13 protein-coding genes are annotated in these 13,874 nt (G+C 35.3%); 11 read left to right on the top strand and 2 right to left on the bottom strand.

The annotated features are described in order from the left end of the window. The 5 genes from MYRA21_RS07795 to MYRA21_RS07815 all read left to right on the top strand — a co-directional run bounded on the left by MYRA21_RS07795 (position 1) and on the right by MYRA21_RS07815 (position 4,819). On the top strand, positions 1–1,437 hold the full coding sequence (locus MYRA21_RS07795) for a COG3014 family protein (RefSeq protein WP_006260535.1): 1,437 nt from the start codon (positions 1–3) through the stop codon (positions 1,435–1,437). A 7-nt stretch (positions 1,438–1,444) separates the two neighbouring features. Then, positions 1,445–1,798 carry a cysteine-rich CWC family protein gene (locus MYRA21_RS07800; RefSeq protein WP_006257491.1) on the top strand — a complete coding sequence of 118 codons (354 nt, stop codon included), beginning with the start codon at positions 1,445–1,447 and terminating at the stop codon, positions 1,796–1,798. 72 nt (positions 1,799–1,870) lie between these two features. Then, positions 1,871–2,809, top strand: a complete 939-nt coding sequence (locus tag MYRA21_RS07805; protein WP_025125731.1) for a mevalonate kinase — start codon at positions 1,871–1,873, stop codon at positions 2,807–2,809. Positions 2,810–2,875: 66 nt separating this feature from the next. Beyond that, the gene (locus MYRA21_RS07810) at positions 2,876–3,799 is read left to right on the top strand and encodes a geranylgeranylglycerol-phosphate geranylgeranyltransferase (RefSeq protein WP_006257489.1); all 924 of its coding nucleotides are present in this window, start codon (positions 2,876–2,878) and stop codon (positions 3,797–3,799) included. Positions 3,800–3,877: 78 nt separating this feature from the next. Beyond that, a complete protein-coding gene (locus MYRA21_RS07815; RefSeq protein WP_006257488.1) occupies positions 3,878–4,819 on the top strand; it encodes a pseudouridine synthase in 942 nt (313 codons plus the stop codon). A gap of 51 nt (positions 4,820–4,870) precedes the next feature. Here the strand turns inward: MYRA21_RS07815 and MYRA21_RS07820 are convergent, their stop codons facing one another. Together MYRA21_RS07820 and MYRA21_RS07825 are read right to left on the bottom strand one after the other, a co-directional pair. Further along, positions 4,871–5,602, bottom strand: coding sequence for a pirin family protein (locus MYRA21_RS07820; RefSeq protein WP_006257487.1), 732 nt, complete (start codon positions 5,600–5,602; stop codon positions 4,871–4,873). A gap of 92 nt (positions 5,603–5,694) precedes the next feature. After that, positions 5,695–6,966, bottom strand: a complete 1,272-nt coding sequence (locus MYRA21_RS07825; protein WP_006257486.1) for an acetyl-CoA hydrolase/transferase family protein — start codon at positions 6,964–6,966, stop codon at positions 5,695–5,697. Positions 6,967–7,108: 142 nt separating this feature from the next. Here MYRA21_RS07825 and map point away from each other — a divergent pair, with 142 nt between their 5' ends. From map to pruA, 6 genes are all read left to right on the top strand, one after another. After that, positions 7,109–7,927: a type I methionyl aminopeptidase gene (map, locus tag MYRA21_RS07830; RefSeq protein ID WP_006257485.1), complete on the top strand. Its 819-nt coding sequence runs from the start codon at positions 7,109–7,111 to the stop codon at positions 7,925–7,927. A gap of 16 nt (positions 7,928–7,943) precedes the next feature. After that, complete coding sequence (locus MYRA21_RS07835) at positions 7,944–8,708, top strand: class I SAM-dependent methyltransferase (RefSeq protein ID WP_006257484.1); 765 nt, start codon at positions 7,944–7,946, stop codon at positions 8,706–8,708. 108 nt (positions 8,709–8,816) lie between these two features. After that, positions 8,817–9,497 carry a hexitol phosphatase HxpB gene (gene hxpB, locus MYRA21_RS07840; protein WP_006257483.1) on the top strand — a complete coding sequence of 227 codons (681 nt, stop codon included), beginning with the start codon at positions 8,817–8,819 and terminating at the stop codon, positions 9,495–9,497. A gap of 15 nt (positions 9,498–9,512) precedes the next feature. Continuing rightward, the gene (locus MYRA21_RS07845) at positions 9,513–10,763 is read left to right on the top strand and encodes a DUF5103 domain-containing protein (protein WP_006257482.1); all 1,251 of its coding nucleotides are present in this window, start codon (positions 9,513–9,515) and stop codon (positions 10,761–10,763) included. 52 nt (positions 10,764–10,815) lie between these two features. Then, on the top strand, positions 10,816–11,211 hold the full coding sequence (apaG, locus tag MYRA21_RS07850; protein ID WP_006257481.1) for a Co2+/Mg2+ efflux protein ApaG: 396 nt from the start codon (positions 10,816–10,818) through the stop codon (positions 11,209–11,211). Positions 11,212–11,986: 775 nt separating this feature from the next. After that, positions 11,987–13,612: an L-glutamate gamma-semialdehyde dehydrogenase gene (pruA, locus tag MYRA21_RS07855; RefSeq protein WP_006257480.1), complete on the top strand. Its 1,626-nt coding sequence runs from the start codon at positions 11,987–11,989 to the stop codon at positions 13,610–13,612. The last annotated feature ends 262 nt before the right edge of the window (positions 13,613–13,874 follow it).

The raw sequence follows: 13,874 nt of genomic DNA on the forward strand, positions 1-13,874 counted from the left end.
ATGGTTTCAAGTAGAGCCATATATTCTGTTATAAAAACATCATTGCTCTTTGCAGTGATGTTTTTCGTGTTTGGATGTGCTACCTATCACGATCGTATAACAGACTATTATCAGAAGGTAGGTGCCTCAGAATATGATCTAGCTGAAAAGGCATTAGATAAAAATGCTTTATTACAAAAGCCTCGAAATCTATTGCTGTTTTATATGGAGAAAGGGAGGGTAGCACACCTAAAAGGAGACTATGAGTCTAGTAATAAATATTTTAACCAAGCAGATTTACTAGTAGAAGACGGATTGTCAACTACAGGGGATATCGCTGTAGGATTATTCCTTAACTCAATGTCTCAAAATTATAAAGGAGAAGAGTTTGAGATCTTTATGCTTCATTACTACAAAGCACTTAACTATATGCATCTGGGAAGAATAGATGATGCGATAGTAGAGGCTAGACGTATTTCTTTACAGAACTACTCTCAGGGTGATAAGTATAAGGATAAAGCAACACGTTATTCTAAGGATGCTTTCTCTCTGAATCTGCAAGGACTGATCTATGAGTATAGTGGTAATTATAACGATGCTTTTATTGCATATAGAAATGCCGTAGAAGTATACCAGAGTTCTAAGGATGGTACATATTATGGTGTAGCAATGCCTAAGAATCTGCAGTACGATGTGATGCGTATGGCTGATGCAAATGGCTTCGGAGGGGACTTAACAAAGTTCGAGAAGCAGTTTAATCTAAAGTACACAAGAGAAGCTAAAGCTCCAGGAGGAGAATTAGTTATCTTTTGGGAAAATGGACGTGCACCTATTAAGGAGGCTGAGAATATGTTCTTTACATTAGCTAAAGGAGACAGTGGTAGTCTAGTGTTTACAAATGCGTTAGGTTTTGTGATTCCATTAGATTTTGGTATTGCAGGTAAGACTAACCTAAATGATATACACAGTGTGAATATCGCTTATCCTAAGTATATCGTACAACCACCACCTTATACAAGTGCTCAGATTCAGGCTAATGGAGCTTCAAATACTAGATTCGAAAAAGCAGAAGATATAGATGCGCTTGCCGTACTAACACTAAAAGAACGCGCAGGTAAAGAATTAGGGCAAATATTGACTAGAGTAGCAGTGAAGAAAGCTGCTGAATATTCTGTAAAAGCTGTCGCGAAGTCTAATGGTAAAAATGGAGATCCGAATGCAGCATTAGAAGCTATCGGCTTAGGAATACAGTTGTTTAATCTATTCTCTGAAAAAGCGGATACGCGTAACTGGCAGACATTACCTGCACAGGTTAACTATGCTAGAATACCATTACAGTTAGGTCAGAATCAAATCAAGATGACACTAGAGAGAGCAAATGGTCAACGTGTGGAACATAATGTAGAAATAGAAGGTACTGGAAAAATGCAGTTCTATAATTTTGCAACAATGAAGTAATAGAAGTATGGGAAAGAATAGAGTGTGTACGCATTGTAAGACAGAGATAATTTGTAATACAGATGATATCAAACAATGTGACTGTACTCAGGTGAATATATCTAATGATACACGTGTCTTTTTAGCAGGCTCTTTTCATAAATGTTTATGTAATAATTGCTTGTCTAAGTTTGATGAAATGGTTATTTCTTCAAAAGGGAAGCTTTTTCCTAAGCGCAGAAGTGAGATGGAAGAAGGAGTGCATTATTACATGGAAAATGAGTATTTTGTGTTCACAGAATTGTATCATTTAATGAAAGGACAGTGTTGCCAAAATGGGTGTAGACATTGTGTTTATGGCTTTAAAAACAGATATTTATAAAAATAAAGTAGTAAAAAAGACGGTGTGAGAATATTATGTGTATTTTTGCAACGTGAATTTACAATAACAGCTATGAAAGGACCATTATTTTATTCAAAAATTCTTCTTTTTGGGGAATATGGGATTATTAAAGACTCTAAAGGATTGTCTATTCCTTATAATTTCTATAAGGGAGCATTAAAGATGGAAGAGAATCTAGAAGGAGTATCTTTAAAGTCTAATCAGAGTTTAAAAAACTTTGCAGCATATCTACATGATTTGCAAGAGCAAGAACCTACTTTAGTACAGTTTGATCTAGAGCGTTTAAACGCTGAGATAGAACAAGGATTGTACTTTGATTCTAGTATTCCACAAGGATATGGTGTAGGAAGTAGTGGGGCATTAGTAGCTGCTATTTATGATCAGTATGCTTATGATAAAGTTACTGTTCTAGAGAACTTGACTAAAGATAAACTTTTAGTATTAAAAGGAATCTTCGGAAAAATGGAAGCATTCTTCCATGGAACGAGTTCAGGGTTAGATCCACTAAACAGTTATTTAAGCCTGCCTATCCTAATCAATTCTAAAGATAATATCGAGCCAGCAGGTATTCCTTCTCAAAGCGTAGATGGAAAAGGAGCTGTGTTCTTAATAGATTCGGGTATCGTAGGAGAGACTGCACCGATGATTACAATCTTTATGGAGAACCTAAAAGATCAAGGTTTCCGTCAGATGTTGAAAGATCAGTTCGTGAAATATACAGATGCTTGTGTAGAGAACTTCTTAAAAGGAGACGTGAAATCGTTATTTAGTAATACGAAGTTATTGTCTAATGTAGTGTTTAATCACTTTAAGCCAATGATTCCAGAGCAATTCCACAGTGTATGGCAAAAAGGAATCGAGACTAACGATTACTATTTAAAATTATGTGGCTCTGGTGGAGGTGGTTATATCTTAGGATTTACTGCTGATATCGAAAAGGCAAAAGAGTCTTTAAAAGATTATAAATTAGAAGTTGTATATCAATTCTAATTCAGATATGAAAAAATAGATGTTATAACCTTTCGCAGTAGCGATATAAAATTGAAACAAGAGATAATGTTATCTAGGAAAAATAAACTACTCTTAGCTAAAATATTCAGCTTGTTCTCTGTTGTGAGAGGTTATAATATTTTTATTATAGTACTAGCACAGTACTTAGCGTCTATCTTTATATTTGCACCTGAACTTAGGGCGTTAGACGTAATTTTAGATTGGAAACTCTTTCTAATTATCTTTGGATCTTCCTTAGCTATCGCAGGAGGGTATATCATTAATAATTTTTATGATGCAGAAAAAGATTTAATCAATAGGCCGATTAAGTCTATGTTAGATCGACTAGTGAGTCAAGCTACAAAATTACGTGTCTATTTTGCGCTGAATTTTTTGGCTGTGGGGATTGTATTTCCAGTGTCTTGGCATGTGTCAGCATTCTTTTCTGCTTATATATTTCTGTTGTGGTTTTATTCTCATAAGCTTAAGAAGTATCCTATTATAGGTAATCTTACTGCTTCTTTATTAGCTATATTGCCTTTCTTTAGTATCTTGATGCATTTCAGGTTTTATTATCCTTCTATCTTCATACATGCAGCTTTTCTGTATTTAGTTATTCTGATTAGGGAGTTGATAAAAGATATGGAGAATATTAAAGGAGACTTCGCTAATGATTATCAGACTATTCCTGTTCGATTTGGAGATAGAGTAGCGAAAGAGGTAATCACAGTCGTGACAGTATTGACACTGATACCGATCTATTTTTTAGTCAATAAAGAGAATCTTGGGTACATGGTATATTACTTCTATCTAAGTATTATTGTATTAATCATGTTCTTATACAGATTATGGACATCAAAGGAAATAGAACAGTATCACAGTTTACATATTAGTTTAAAACTGTTGATTTTATTAGGAGTATTCTCGATTATGCTAATAGACCCGGATGTGGTAATTAGTGGCAAAGTACTGCTAGAAGAAACTTTATAGTATTAAAAGTTGTGTAAACTTTTAGAGTTATATTAATAAATGCATAGAATAAAACTATCTTTGCAAAAATCTTTAGATATGAATAACGGTAGGTCGAATTCAGGAAATAATAAATCGAATCGCTCAGGAAATAGAAATGCAGCGGGAAAGAAGTCTTTTGGTTCTAAGGATGGAGCTAAAAAGACTTATGGGGGAAATGATAGCAAGAAAAGATCATTTGACAATAATAAAGAAGGAAATAAAACGTATGGTGCTAATACTACAAAGAAATTTGATAGTAAACCAAGAGTAAAAAATACACCTAAAGAAACAGACGAAGTACGTCTGAATAAATATATCGGTAACTCTGGAGTGTGTTCACGTCGTGAGGCAGATATCTATATCGTGTCTGGAAATGTGACTGTAAATGGAGTAGTAGTTACTGAGTTAGGTTATAAAGTAAAGAAAACGGATATCGTTAATTTTGATGGAACAGTATTGACTCCAGAAAAATTGACTTACGTATTATTAAATAAACCGAAAGGATTTGCTACTATTAATGAGCCAATCGTATCAGCTGAGAATGTATTAAGCTTATTAAAAGGAGCTTCTAAATATCCTTTAGCTCCTGTCGGTCGTATGGATAAGACTACTATTGGTCTAATGTTATTCACGAATGATACTAACTTATTACAGAAGTTAAACTCTACTGATTCTCGTTCTTCTAAATTATATCATGTATCATTAGATAAGAACCTTAAATATGAAGATCTAGAAAAGATTAAAAAAGGAGTTTATATCGATGAGCGTCGTGTATTTGTAGAAGAAGTATCTTATGTAGATGATCAGCCTAAAACAGAGATCGGGATTAAACTAAAGGCATCTAATGTGAAGTTAGTACGTGCTATATTCGAATCTTTAGGATATAATGTTATTAAACTTGACCGTGTGATGTATGGTCAGTTGACAAAATGGAATCTACCAAGAGGTAAATGGAGACATTTAACGGATGAGGAAGTAAGAAACCTTAAAAACGGTTAATATAGATATTTAAAAAGCTCGCTAGATGATAGCGAGCTTTTTTATTGGTATTTATTGAAGATAACTAGGTAGTTCCATAGGTATCTCCATGACTAATATTTGGCTTTTTTCATTTGCTTTGATCGTGAAAGTATCTTCTCCATCAAAACCAATAGCATCTCTTCTATGTAGCGTATCTTCACCTAAAGTAATATCTCCTTCTAGAACAAATAAGAAGATACCATTAGACTTATCTTTTAAGTCATAAGATAGTTCTTTACCTTGATCTAAATCAGTCATGTGGAACCATGCATTCTGATGAATCCACACTCCTTTATCGTCAGGATTAGGAGAAAGGATTTGATCCCATTGATTCACGCGATCTTCTTTGTTTAATTTTAGTTGATCATAACGTGGTTTTACATTTAGTTTATCAGGGAATATCCATATCTGTAAGAACTTACTCTCTTTATTCTCATCAGGGTTAAACTCACTGTGTTGAACTCCTGTTCCTGCACTCATGACTTGTATTTCACCTTCATTTATAATCGTACCATTGCCCATACTATCTTTATGTGAAAGACTTCCAGATAAAGGAATAGATATAATCTCCATATTATCATGAGGATGTGTACCGAATCCCATACCTGCAGCTACCTGATCATCGTTAAGTACACGTAACACACCGAAGTGTATTCTTTCGTTGTTTCGATAGTTAGCAAAGCTAAAGGTATGATGAGATTTTAGCCATCCGTGGTTAGCATATCCTCTACTATCTGCTGTGTATATAATTTTTGTGTTCATAGCTTTATGATTTTAATACTACAAAGATACGTTATAGGCTGATTTCCATTGCTTAATGTAGGTTAAGAATAGCGTACATCTATAAATGTCAGTTATTTGTTTCTAGTATTGTCAAAGTATTCTCTTAGAATATCTTCTCTAAAATCTGGATGAGCAATATTAGCAAGAGCATGTACTCTATCTATAATAGACTTACCTCTTAGATCAGCTACTCCATATTCTGTGACAATGTATTGAGCATGTGCACGAGACGTTACCACTCCTGCTCCTTGTTTAAGGAATGGAACTATTTTGTTTCCTCCTTTTTTAGTAGTAGCAGAAAGTGCTATGATAGCTTTTCCTCCTTTACTTAGCGTAGCACCTCTCATAAAGTCAACTTGTCCACCTACACCTGAGTAGATATTCGCTCCGATAGAGTCTGCACATATTTGTCCTGTAACATCTATTTCTACAGCAGAGTTAATTGCTATCATTTTAGGATTCTGACGAATCACAAATGGATCGTTCGTATATGAACATTCTCTAAGTTCAAAGAATGGATTATTGTCTACATAGTTATATAGCCTCTCCGTTCCGATAAAGAATGTAGAGATAGCTTTGCCATTAGAAGTAGTTTGTTGAGAACAGTTTAAGGCTCCTGCTTCAATTAAATCAACAACACCATCTGCAAACATTTCTGTGTGTAATCCTAGATTCTTATGCCCTTTCAGTTTTTGAAGAACGGCATCAGGTATAGAACCAATCCCCATCTGTAAGGTACTGCCATCTTCTATCATAGAGGCGATGTGATGTCCTATTTTATCTTCAACCTCACTAAAGTCAGAACTGTATTCTGTCAGAAGTGGTGTATCATGCTGTACTAAGGTGTTAATCTTAGAGATGTGGACTAGCGCATCTCCAAAAGTGCGAGGCATGAATTTATTGACCTGTGCTATAACTATCTTGGCAGTGCGAATAGCCGCTTGTGCAGCAACTACAGAAGTTCCTAACGTACAAAAGCCGTTCTCATCAGGAGGAGAAACTTGTATTAATGCCACGTCTAAGGGAACAAGACCACTGTCAAACAGCATCGGTAGCTCACTTAGGAATACGGGAGTATAAGTACCATTACCTTCTCGTATAGTGTGTCTAACGTTACCACCAGTAAAGAAAGAATTCACAAAGAAACTTTCTCTATATTTTGGATCAGCATAAGGGGCTTTGCCTAAAGTATGTATGTGACAGAACTCTACATTTCTTAATTCGGACGATCTTTCTACAATAGCATCAATGATGTGATTAGGTGTACAAGCTACTGCGTGTACATAAACTCTGTCACCTGACTTGATCAGCTTAGCTGCTTCTTGTGCTGTTGTGTAATTCATTTTGTGTGTAATTTTGTGTATTTAGACAAATGTTTCCTTAAAAGTAAAGCATTAGTCTTTATAAGGCAAGCAAAAAGTGTGGCTAATCATTTTTTTCATTAACTGTAATAGTGTAATTTTGTAGGATATAAAATTTTAAGGTATGATAATTCCAAAAACTCTTGAAGAAATCGAGTTGATGAGACAAAGCGCATTGCTTGTTTCTAAAACATTAGGTATGATAGCTACAGAGCTAAAACCAGGAGTAACGACTTTAGAGCTTGATGCAAAAGCTGAAGAATTTATTAGAGATCACGGAGCAGTACCAGGATTTAAAGGCCTTTATGGTTGTCCTTCTACCTTGTTGACAAGTGTGAATGATCAGATTGTACACGGATTACCTACAGATCGTCCTTTAGAAGAAGGAGATATTGTATCTGTGGACTGTGGAACAGTGATGAATGGATTTTATGGAGATCACGCTTATACATTCGAGATAGGTGATGTAGATCCAGCTACTAAAAAGTTATTACAGATTACAAAAGAATCTCTTTACGTAGGTATTAGAGAATTCAAATTAGGAAATAGAGTAGAAGATGTAGGTAGTGCTATCCAACGCTACTGTGAGAAAGAAGGGTATACGGTAGTACGTGAGCTAGTAGGTCATGGACTAGGACGTAAGATGCACGAATCTCCAGAAATGCCTAACTACGGTAAGCCTGGTAAAGGTAAGAAGTTCGTAGAAGGTATGGTGGTAGCTATCGAGCCTATGATTAACTTAGGTACTCGTAATATCAAACAACTGAATGACGGATGGACTATCGTGACTCGTGACGGAAAACCTTCTGCTCACTTCGAACACGATGTAGCATTAGTAAATGGTAAACCAGAATTGTTATCTACTTACCAATATATCTATCAAGCATTAGGTATCACTAGCAATGAAGAAGATGAGTTTAGAGCTAAACCATTAGTTCTGTAATTACTCATTTCTATTAATGAAGAAGTTATTCAAAACAATATTGAACATTGTGCCTCGACCGATATTAATTCGGTTGAGTTACGTTGTTCGACCTATGATGGCATGGTACCTAAAAGGGGATGTGTATACAGATCCTATTGATGGTAAAAGTTTCAAGACTTTCTTGCCTTATGGATATGCGAAGCAACGCAATAATGTCCTTTCTCCTAGTACACTTTCACTAGAGAGACACCGCCTATTATGGCTTTATCTTCAGCGCGAGACCGACTTCTTTAGTACTCCTAAAAAAGTATTGCACTTCGCACCTGAGCAGGCGTTTTATAAACGCTTTAAAAAACAACCTAATTTAGATTATATAACTACCGATCTAGAATCTCCTTTGGCAGATGTGAAGGCGGATATTTGTAATTTACCTTTTGAGGATAATAGTTTTGATATGATTTTGTGTAATCATGTCTTAGAACATATTCCAGATGATACGAAAGCCATGCAGGAACTGTATCGCATTCTTAAGCCTGGAGGTATGGGAATCTTCCAAATCCCACAAGATATGTCTAGAGAAACTACTTTTCAGGATGATACTATAACAGATCCTAAAGAGCGCACACTTATCTTTGGTCAATACGATCATGTACGTGTATACGGACGTGATTATTTTGATAAGTTAAGAGCTATCGGCTTCACTGTAGTAGAAGAAGACTTTATTCATAAACTTACTTCAGAGGAAGTAACTAAATACTGTCTAGCAGAGGGTGAGATTATCCCAGTTTGTTTTAAGTAGAGTAATCATAATATTTAATTGCTCGATTAGAGAATTAGTTAAAGTATCCTTATAAGGGCTACCCTATCTATATCCTATTGTGTATCTTCGTATTTATTTAGAAAGATTATGAAGAATACATTGATTACTACTGTACTTTTTGATATGGATGGAGTTTTAATAGACTCTGAGGGCTTTTGGCAACAAGCAGAACAAGAGGTGTTTACTTCTATGGGGGCTACTTGGGATGAAGAGATTGCGATCCAAACACAAGGCAAAACGACTAGAGCAGTGACCGAGCTGTGGTATAGCCTGTTTCCATGGGAAGGAAAGAGTATTGAGGAGGTGGAACAAATGGTGATTGATAGAGTCGATGAGTTAATTAGTACAGAAGGAGAAATAAAAGAAGGGGTAATTCAGACATTGAATTTTCTAAAAGAGAGAAAAGTGAAGATTGGTCTGGCTACTAATTCTCCAGAATCTTTGATTAATACAGTTTTAAAGAGATTAGGTATTCGTGATTACTTCCAAACCATAGTTTCTGTAGATCATGTAGAACACGGTAAGCCTGCACCAGATGTGTATTTAAGAGCAGCTCATAATCTAGGGAGTGAGCCTAGAGAGTGTCTAGTGGTAGAAGACTCGTTCACAGGCGCTACAGCTGGTAAGAATGCAGGGATGACTGTAGTAGCCATACCTGATCATTTACAGTATGAACAAGAAAGATTTAATATTGCTGACTTTAAATTGAAAAGTATGGTTTTTTTAAACGAAAAAATTGTATCTTTTTTGCACGAAGTAACGGTTTAGTTTAAAATGGTCATTATGCGAAATAAGGTTTGGTCTGTTATTCTTTTTTTTCTTTGGGTAGGGTGCGTATTGGCACAATCTCCACAGAACTATACTGCTGATTATATTAAGTCAGTAGGCTTCATGAGTAATAATAGAGCTGTAACGCCGTTCTTTCAAATAGGAGATCGATTTACACTTGTTTTTGATGACTTGTATGGAGATGATAGTAACTATTTCTATCGTGTCAAGGCTTATAACTATGACTGGACTCCATCTAAACTGAAGCAGATAGAATATATAGATGGACTAGACAGACAGCGTATTATGACGTATGAAAACTCGTTTAATACACTGCAGAACTATACCAACTATCAGTTAACACTTCCCGCTCAGCATTATAGAATATTGAAGAGTGGTAATTATGTATTGGAAATTTATAATGAAGACGACGAAGTAGTAATTAGAAGGAAGTTCGTCTTATATGAGAGCTTGGTCAATGTACCGATTCAGATTAAGCGTACTAGAAACCTGGATGTCATAGAGACGAAACAGAATGTAGAGTTTAGTGTGTTATTAGGAGATGCGTTATACCAGAATCCAGTTCAGAATATAAAGATAGCGATCTTTCAGAATGGAAGATGGGACTCTTATCTGACGAATATTAAGCCTCAGTACACGATGGGTAATGACCTTATCTATAAGTACGAGAATGAGACTCAATTCTGGGCAGGGAATCAGTTCTTAAACTTTGACAATAGTGATATTAAGCAAGTGAATAATATGATCGGTTCTGTAACAACTGATAATGGTATTTATAACACGTATCTGTATACAAACGAGAGCCGAAAAAGTAAAGGATATACCTATTTTCCTGATATTAATGGAAGTTTCTATCCTAGAAATATCAATGGGAGAAACCCGAATATAGAAGCGGAGTATAGCTGGGTATATTTCAGTTATCGTCCAGAGGAGGATGTACAGAAAGGAATAGATTATTATGTGACAGGATTATTTAATGATTATGCCTTAGTACCTGCTAACAAAATGACGTATAACGAAGAGAAGGGATACTACGAACAAATTATTTTAGTGAAGCAAGGTTTTACTAATTTTAGTTATACAGCAGTTCGAAATGGTGTTGTTGACCCTAGTATTGAGCCAGATGGCAATTATGCAATGACAACTAATCGCTACCAAGTTTTAGTTTATTATCGTGGTAATAATGATTTACACGATAGAGTAATTGGTATAGGTGAGGCGAGTGCAGAGAACATAGTGTATTAGACACTGTGATAAAACGAAGAATTCAATGTGTTTTTTATAGTAAATTAGTAAGATGGAAAAGATGATTTCACAAACGACGAAGGGAATAAAAATATCTGTAAATACGGAATACGAAGGCAGTTTTTTTAAATCAAAAAAGATATGCTATGCTTTTTCATATAAAATAACAATTGAAAATAATTCTACTGATTATATTCAGGTGAAAGGGCGACTATGGGAGATCTATGATGCTCTGAATAGTGTACAGATAGTAAAAGGAGAAGGTGTAGTAGGTGAACAACCTATTATAGAGCCTGGTACCAAATATACATATAGTAGTGGATGTGTCTTAAATTCATCTATGGGAGCTATGCAGGGATTCTATGAGGTACTTAATCTAGCGAACCAAACTTATTTTAATGTAGAAATCCCAAACTTTAAGCTAGTAGCCCCTTTCGTATTGAATTAGAAATAATAAAGAACGCACTCTTATAGAGTGGCTAGTATACTAAAAATAAAATGCTTCAACCACCTTTATGCAATTACATAAAGGTGGTTTTTTTTATAAGTTAAAGGTGGTAAGGTAATAGTGAGAAATGGTGAATAGGATAGAGGAGGTATTTAGTTGTTTTAATATCTTACTCTATAAGTTTCTAATGGTATTATTTTAACGCGATATCAATATGCATATATGGGCTAAAGCATAAGTAGCTGTTGAAATTTTTAAACTGATAAAAGAGTGTTGATTTTGATTACTATTTATGAATGAGATAATAACCTTCTGCTTGCACTTCTTAGGGGATTCCTAGGAGTTTTCTTGGGCTTTCCTTGCCTAGAAGGTGTTTTTCTCGAAGAAAGGTGCAAGAAACCCTCAAGCAATCCCATAGCAAATCTGTACAAAATTATCTGTGGTGGATCAATACATGCTGAATTGAAATAGATTTGGTACTTGCTTTTTATTTTTTTTAAAGAATATTAATGGGTTGTGATTCATTTATATTAAAATATTTTGATTTACTTCTGATGTGATTGTAAAAACTAATTATTAATCGCACTTAGGTTTGTATTCAGAGTTAAGTATAACAGATAGTTAGAAGAATACAGTATGGTAAAAAGGCTATTGATAGTCAATGTTTTGAAATCGTTAAGGAGATGTTTTTACCGTTTTAGAGAAAAGTGGTTTCATTTTTTTTCGTTATATTTGTACTTATTCATTTAGAAACTACATAAATAATACGCGTAATATGTCAAAAGGATTCTATCAAGTTCCAACTGCGTTCAATGAGCCAGTTAAGTCTTATGCACCAGGAACAAAAGAAAGAGAATTGACTTTGAACTCGTTCAAAGAGCAATACAACACAACAGTTGATATTCCATTATACATTGGTGGAGAAGAAATCAGAACAGGAAATACAAAAGATTTATTCCCTCCATTTGATCACAAACATAAATTAGGTGTTTACCACGAAGCTGATAAAGCGTTAGTAGAGAAAGCTATTGCTACAGCTTTAGAAGCTAGAAAAAAATGGGCTGCAATGCCATGGGAACACAGAGCATCTATCTTCTTAAAAGCTGCTGAATTATTAGCTGGTCCTTACCGTGCTAAGATCAATGCTGCTACAATGATCGCTCAAGCAAAAACATTACACCAAGCTGAGATCGACTCTGCATGTGAGTTTATTGACTTCTTACGTTTCAACGTAGAGTATATGACTCAGATCTATTCTGAACAACCAGCTTCTGTAGATGGAGTATGGAACAGACTAGAGCACCGTCCATTAGAAGGATTTATCTATGCGATCACTCCTTTTAACTTTACAGCTATCTCTGGTAACTTACCTTCTGCTCCTGCTATGATGGGGAATGTAGTGGTATGGAAACCAGCTGCAACTCAGATCTACTCTGCAAGAGTAATCGTAGAGGTGTTTAAAGCTGCAGGTTTACCTGATGGTGTTATCAACGTAGTATATGGTAACTCTGGAATGATCACTGATACGTTATTAGCAAGTCCTGACTTCGCTGGTATCCACTTCACAGGATCTACAGGAGTATTTAACAGCATGTGGGCTCAAATCGGTCAAAACATCGATAAATACAAAACTTACCCACGTATCGTAGGAGAGACAGGTGGTAAGGATTTCGTTGTAGCTCATCCATCAGCTTGTCCTAAAGAGGTAGCAGTAGCTCTTACAAGAGGTGCTTTTGAATACCAAGGACAAAAATGTTCTGCAGCATCTAGAGCTTATGTTCCAGCTTCATTATGGAATCAAGTGAAAGAATATATGACTGCTGATTTAGCTACTATTAAAATGGGTTCTCCAGAAGATCCAAGTAACTATGTGTCATCTGTGATTACAGAAGCTTCATTTGACAAATTAGCGAAAGCTATCGATCAAGCAAAAGCTGATGCTGACGCAGAAGTAATCTTAGGAGGTAAGTATGATAAATCTATTGGTTACTTTATCGAACCAACAGTTATCTTAACTACTAACCCTAAGTATGCAACGATGGAAACAGAACTATTCGGTCCTGTATTAACTATCTATGTATACGAAGATGCTAAATGGTCTGAAACATTAAAATTAGTGGATGAGACTTCTATCTATGCATTAACAGGAGCTATCTTCTCTGGATGTCGTTACGCTATCGTAGAGGCTACAGAAGCATTAGTAAACTGTGCTGGTAACTTCTATATCAATGACAAACCAACAGGTGCTGTAGTAGGACAACAACCATTCGGTGGTGCTAGAGCTTCTGGTACTAACGATAAAGCGGGTTCTATCCTTAACTTACTTCGTTGGGTATCACCAAGAACGATTAAAGAAACTTTCGTTCCTGCAACTGATTATAAATATCCTTTCTTAGGATAATCAAATTATAATAAAAAGGCGGTTGCAAAAGAGTTGACCGCCTTTTTTAATTTACACTAGAATACAATTCAGTGCTTTTTATTGGGAATGTATAACCGATGATGAATGACATGATAAGAGTTGTTCAGGATATACTACTAAGTAAGAATACACTATCTATTTTGCTTTTATCTTTTTTCGAATACAGAAAAAAGTCCCTTTTTATTAGGATCGTTTTTAAGAGAACACTATTTACCAATAACACTTATAAAACGACTGAGTA

It is taken from the genome of Myroides sp. A21 (assembly GCF_000807225.1).
Classification (GTDB): domain Bacteria; phylum Bacteroidota; class Bacteroidia; order Flavobacteriales; family Flavobacteriaceae; genus Flavobacterium; species Flavobacterium odoratimimum.

Excerpts from the sequence above, each read along its gene's own strand:
- MYRA21_RS07805 (WP_025125731.1), top strand. The coding sequence starts at position 1,871 with ATGAAAGGACCATTATTTTATTCAAAAATTCTTCTTTTTGGGGAATAT.
- MYRA21_RS07795 (WP_006260535.1), top strand. The coding sequence starts at position 1 with ATGGTTTCAAGTAGAGCCATATATTCTGTTATAAAAACATCATTGCTC.
- MYRA21_RS07810 (WP_006257489.1), top strand. The coding sequence starts at position 2,876 with ATGTTATCTAGGAAAAATAAACTACTCTTAGCTAAAATATTCAGCTTG.
- apaG (WP_006257481.1), top strand. The coding sequence starts at position 10,816 with ATGGAAAAGATGATTTCACAAACGACGAAGGGAATAAAAATATCTGTA.
- MYRA21_RS07800 (WP_006257491.1), top strand. The coding sequence starts at position 1,445 with ATGGGAAAGAATAGAGTGTGTACGCATTGTAAGACAGAGATAATTTGT.
- hxpB (WP_006257483.1), top strand. The coding sequence starts at position 8,817 with ATGAAGAATACATTGATTACTACTGTACTTTTTGATATGGATGGAGTT.
- MYRA21_RS07845 (WP_006257482.1), top strand. The coding sequence starts at position 9,513 with ATGCGAAATAAGGTTTGGTCTGTTATTCTTTTTTTTCTTTGGGTAGGG.
- MYRA21_RS07815 (WP_006257488.1), top strand. The coding sequence starts at position 3,878 with ATGAATAACGGTAGGTCGAATTCAGGAAATAATAAATCGAATCGCTCA.
- MYRA21_RS07825 (WP_006257486.1), bottom strand. The coding sequence starts at position 6,966 with ATGAATTACACAACAGCACAAGAAGCAGCTAAGCTGATCAAGTCAGGT.
- map (WP_006257485.1), top strand. The coding sequence starts at position 7,109 with ATGATAATTCCAAAAACTCTTGAAGAAATCGAGTTGATGAGACAAAGC.
- MYRA21_RS07820 (WP_006257487.1), bottom strand. The coding sequence starts at position 5,602 with ATGAACACAAAAATTATATACACAGCAGATAGTAGAGGATATGCTAAC.
- MYRA21_RS07835 (WP_006257484.1), top strand. The coding sequence starts at position 7,944 with ATGAAGAAGTTATTCAAAACAATATTGAACATTGTGCCTCGACCGATA.
- pruA (WP_006257480.1), top strand. The coding sequence starts at position 11,987 with ATGTCAAAAGGATTCTATCAAGTTCCAACTGCGTTCAATGAGCCAGTT.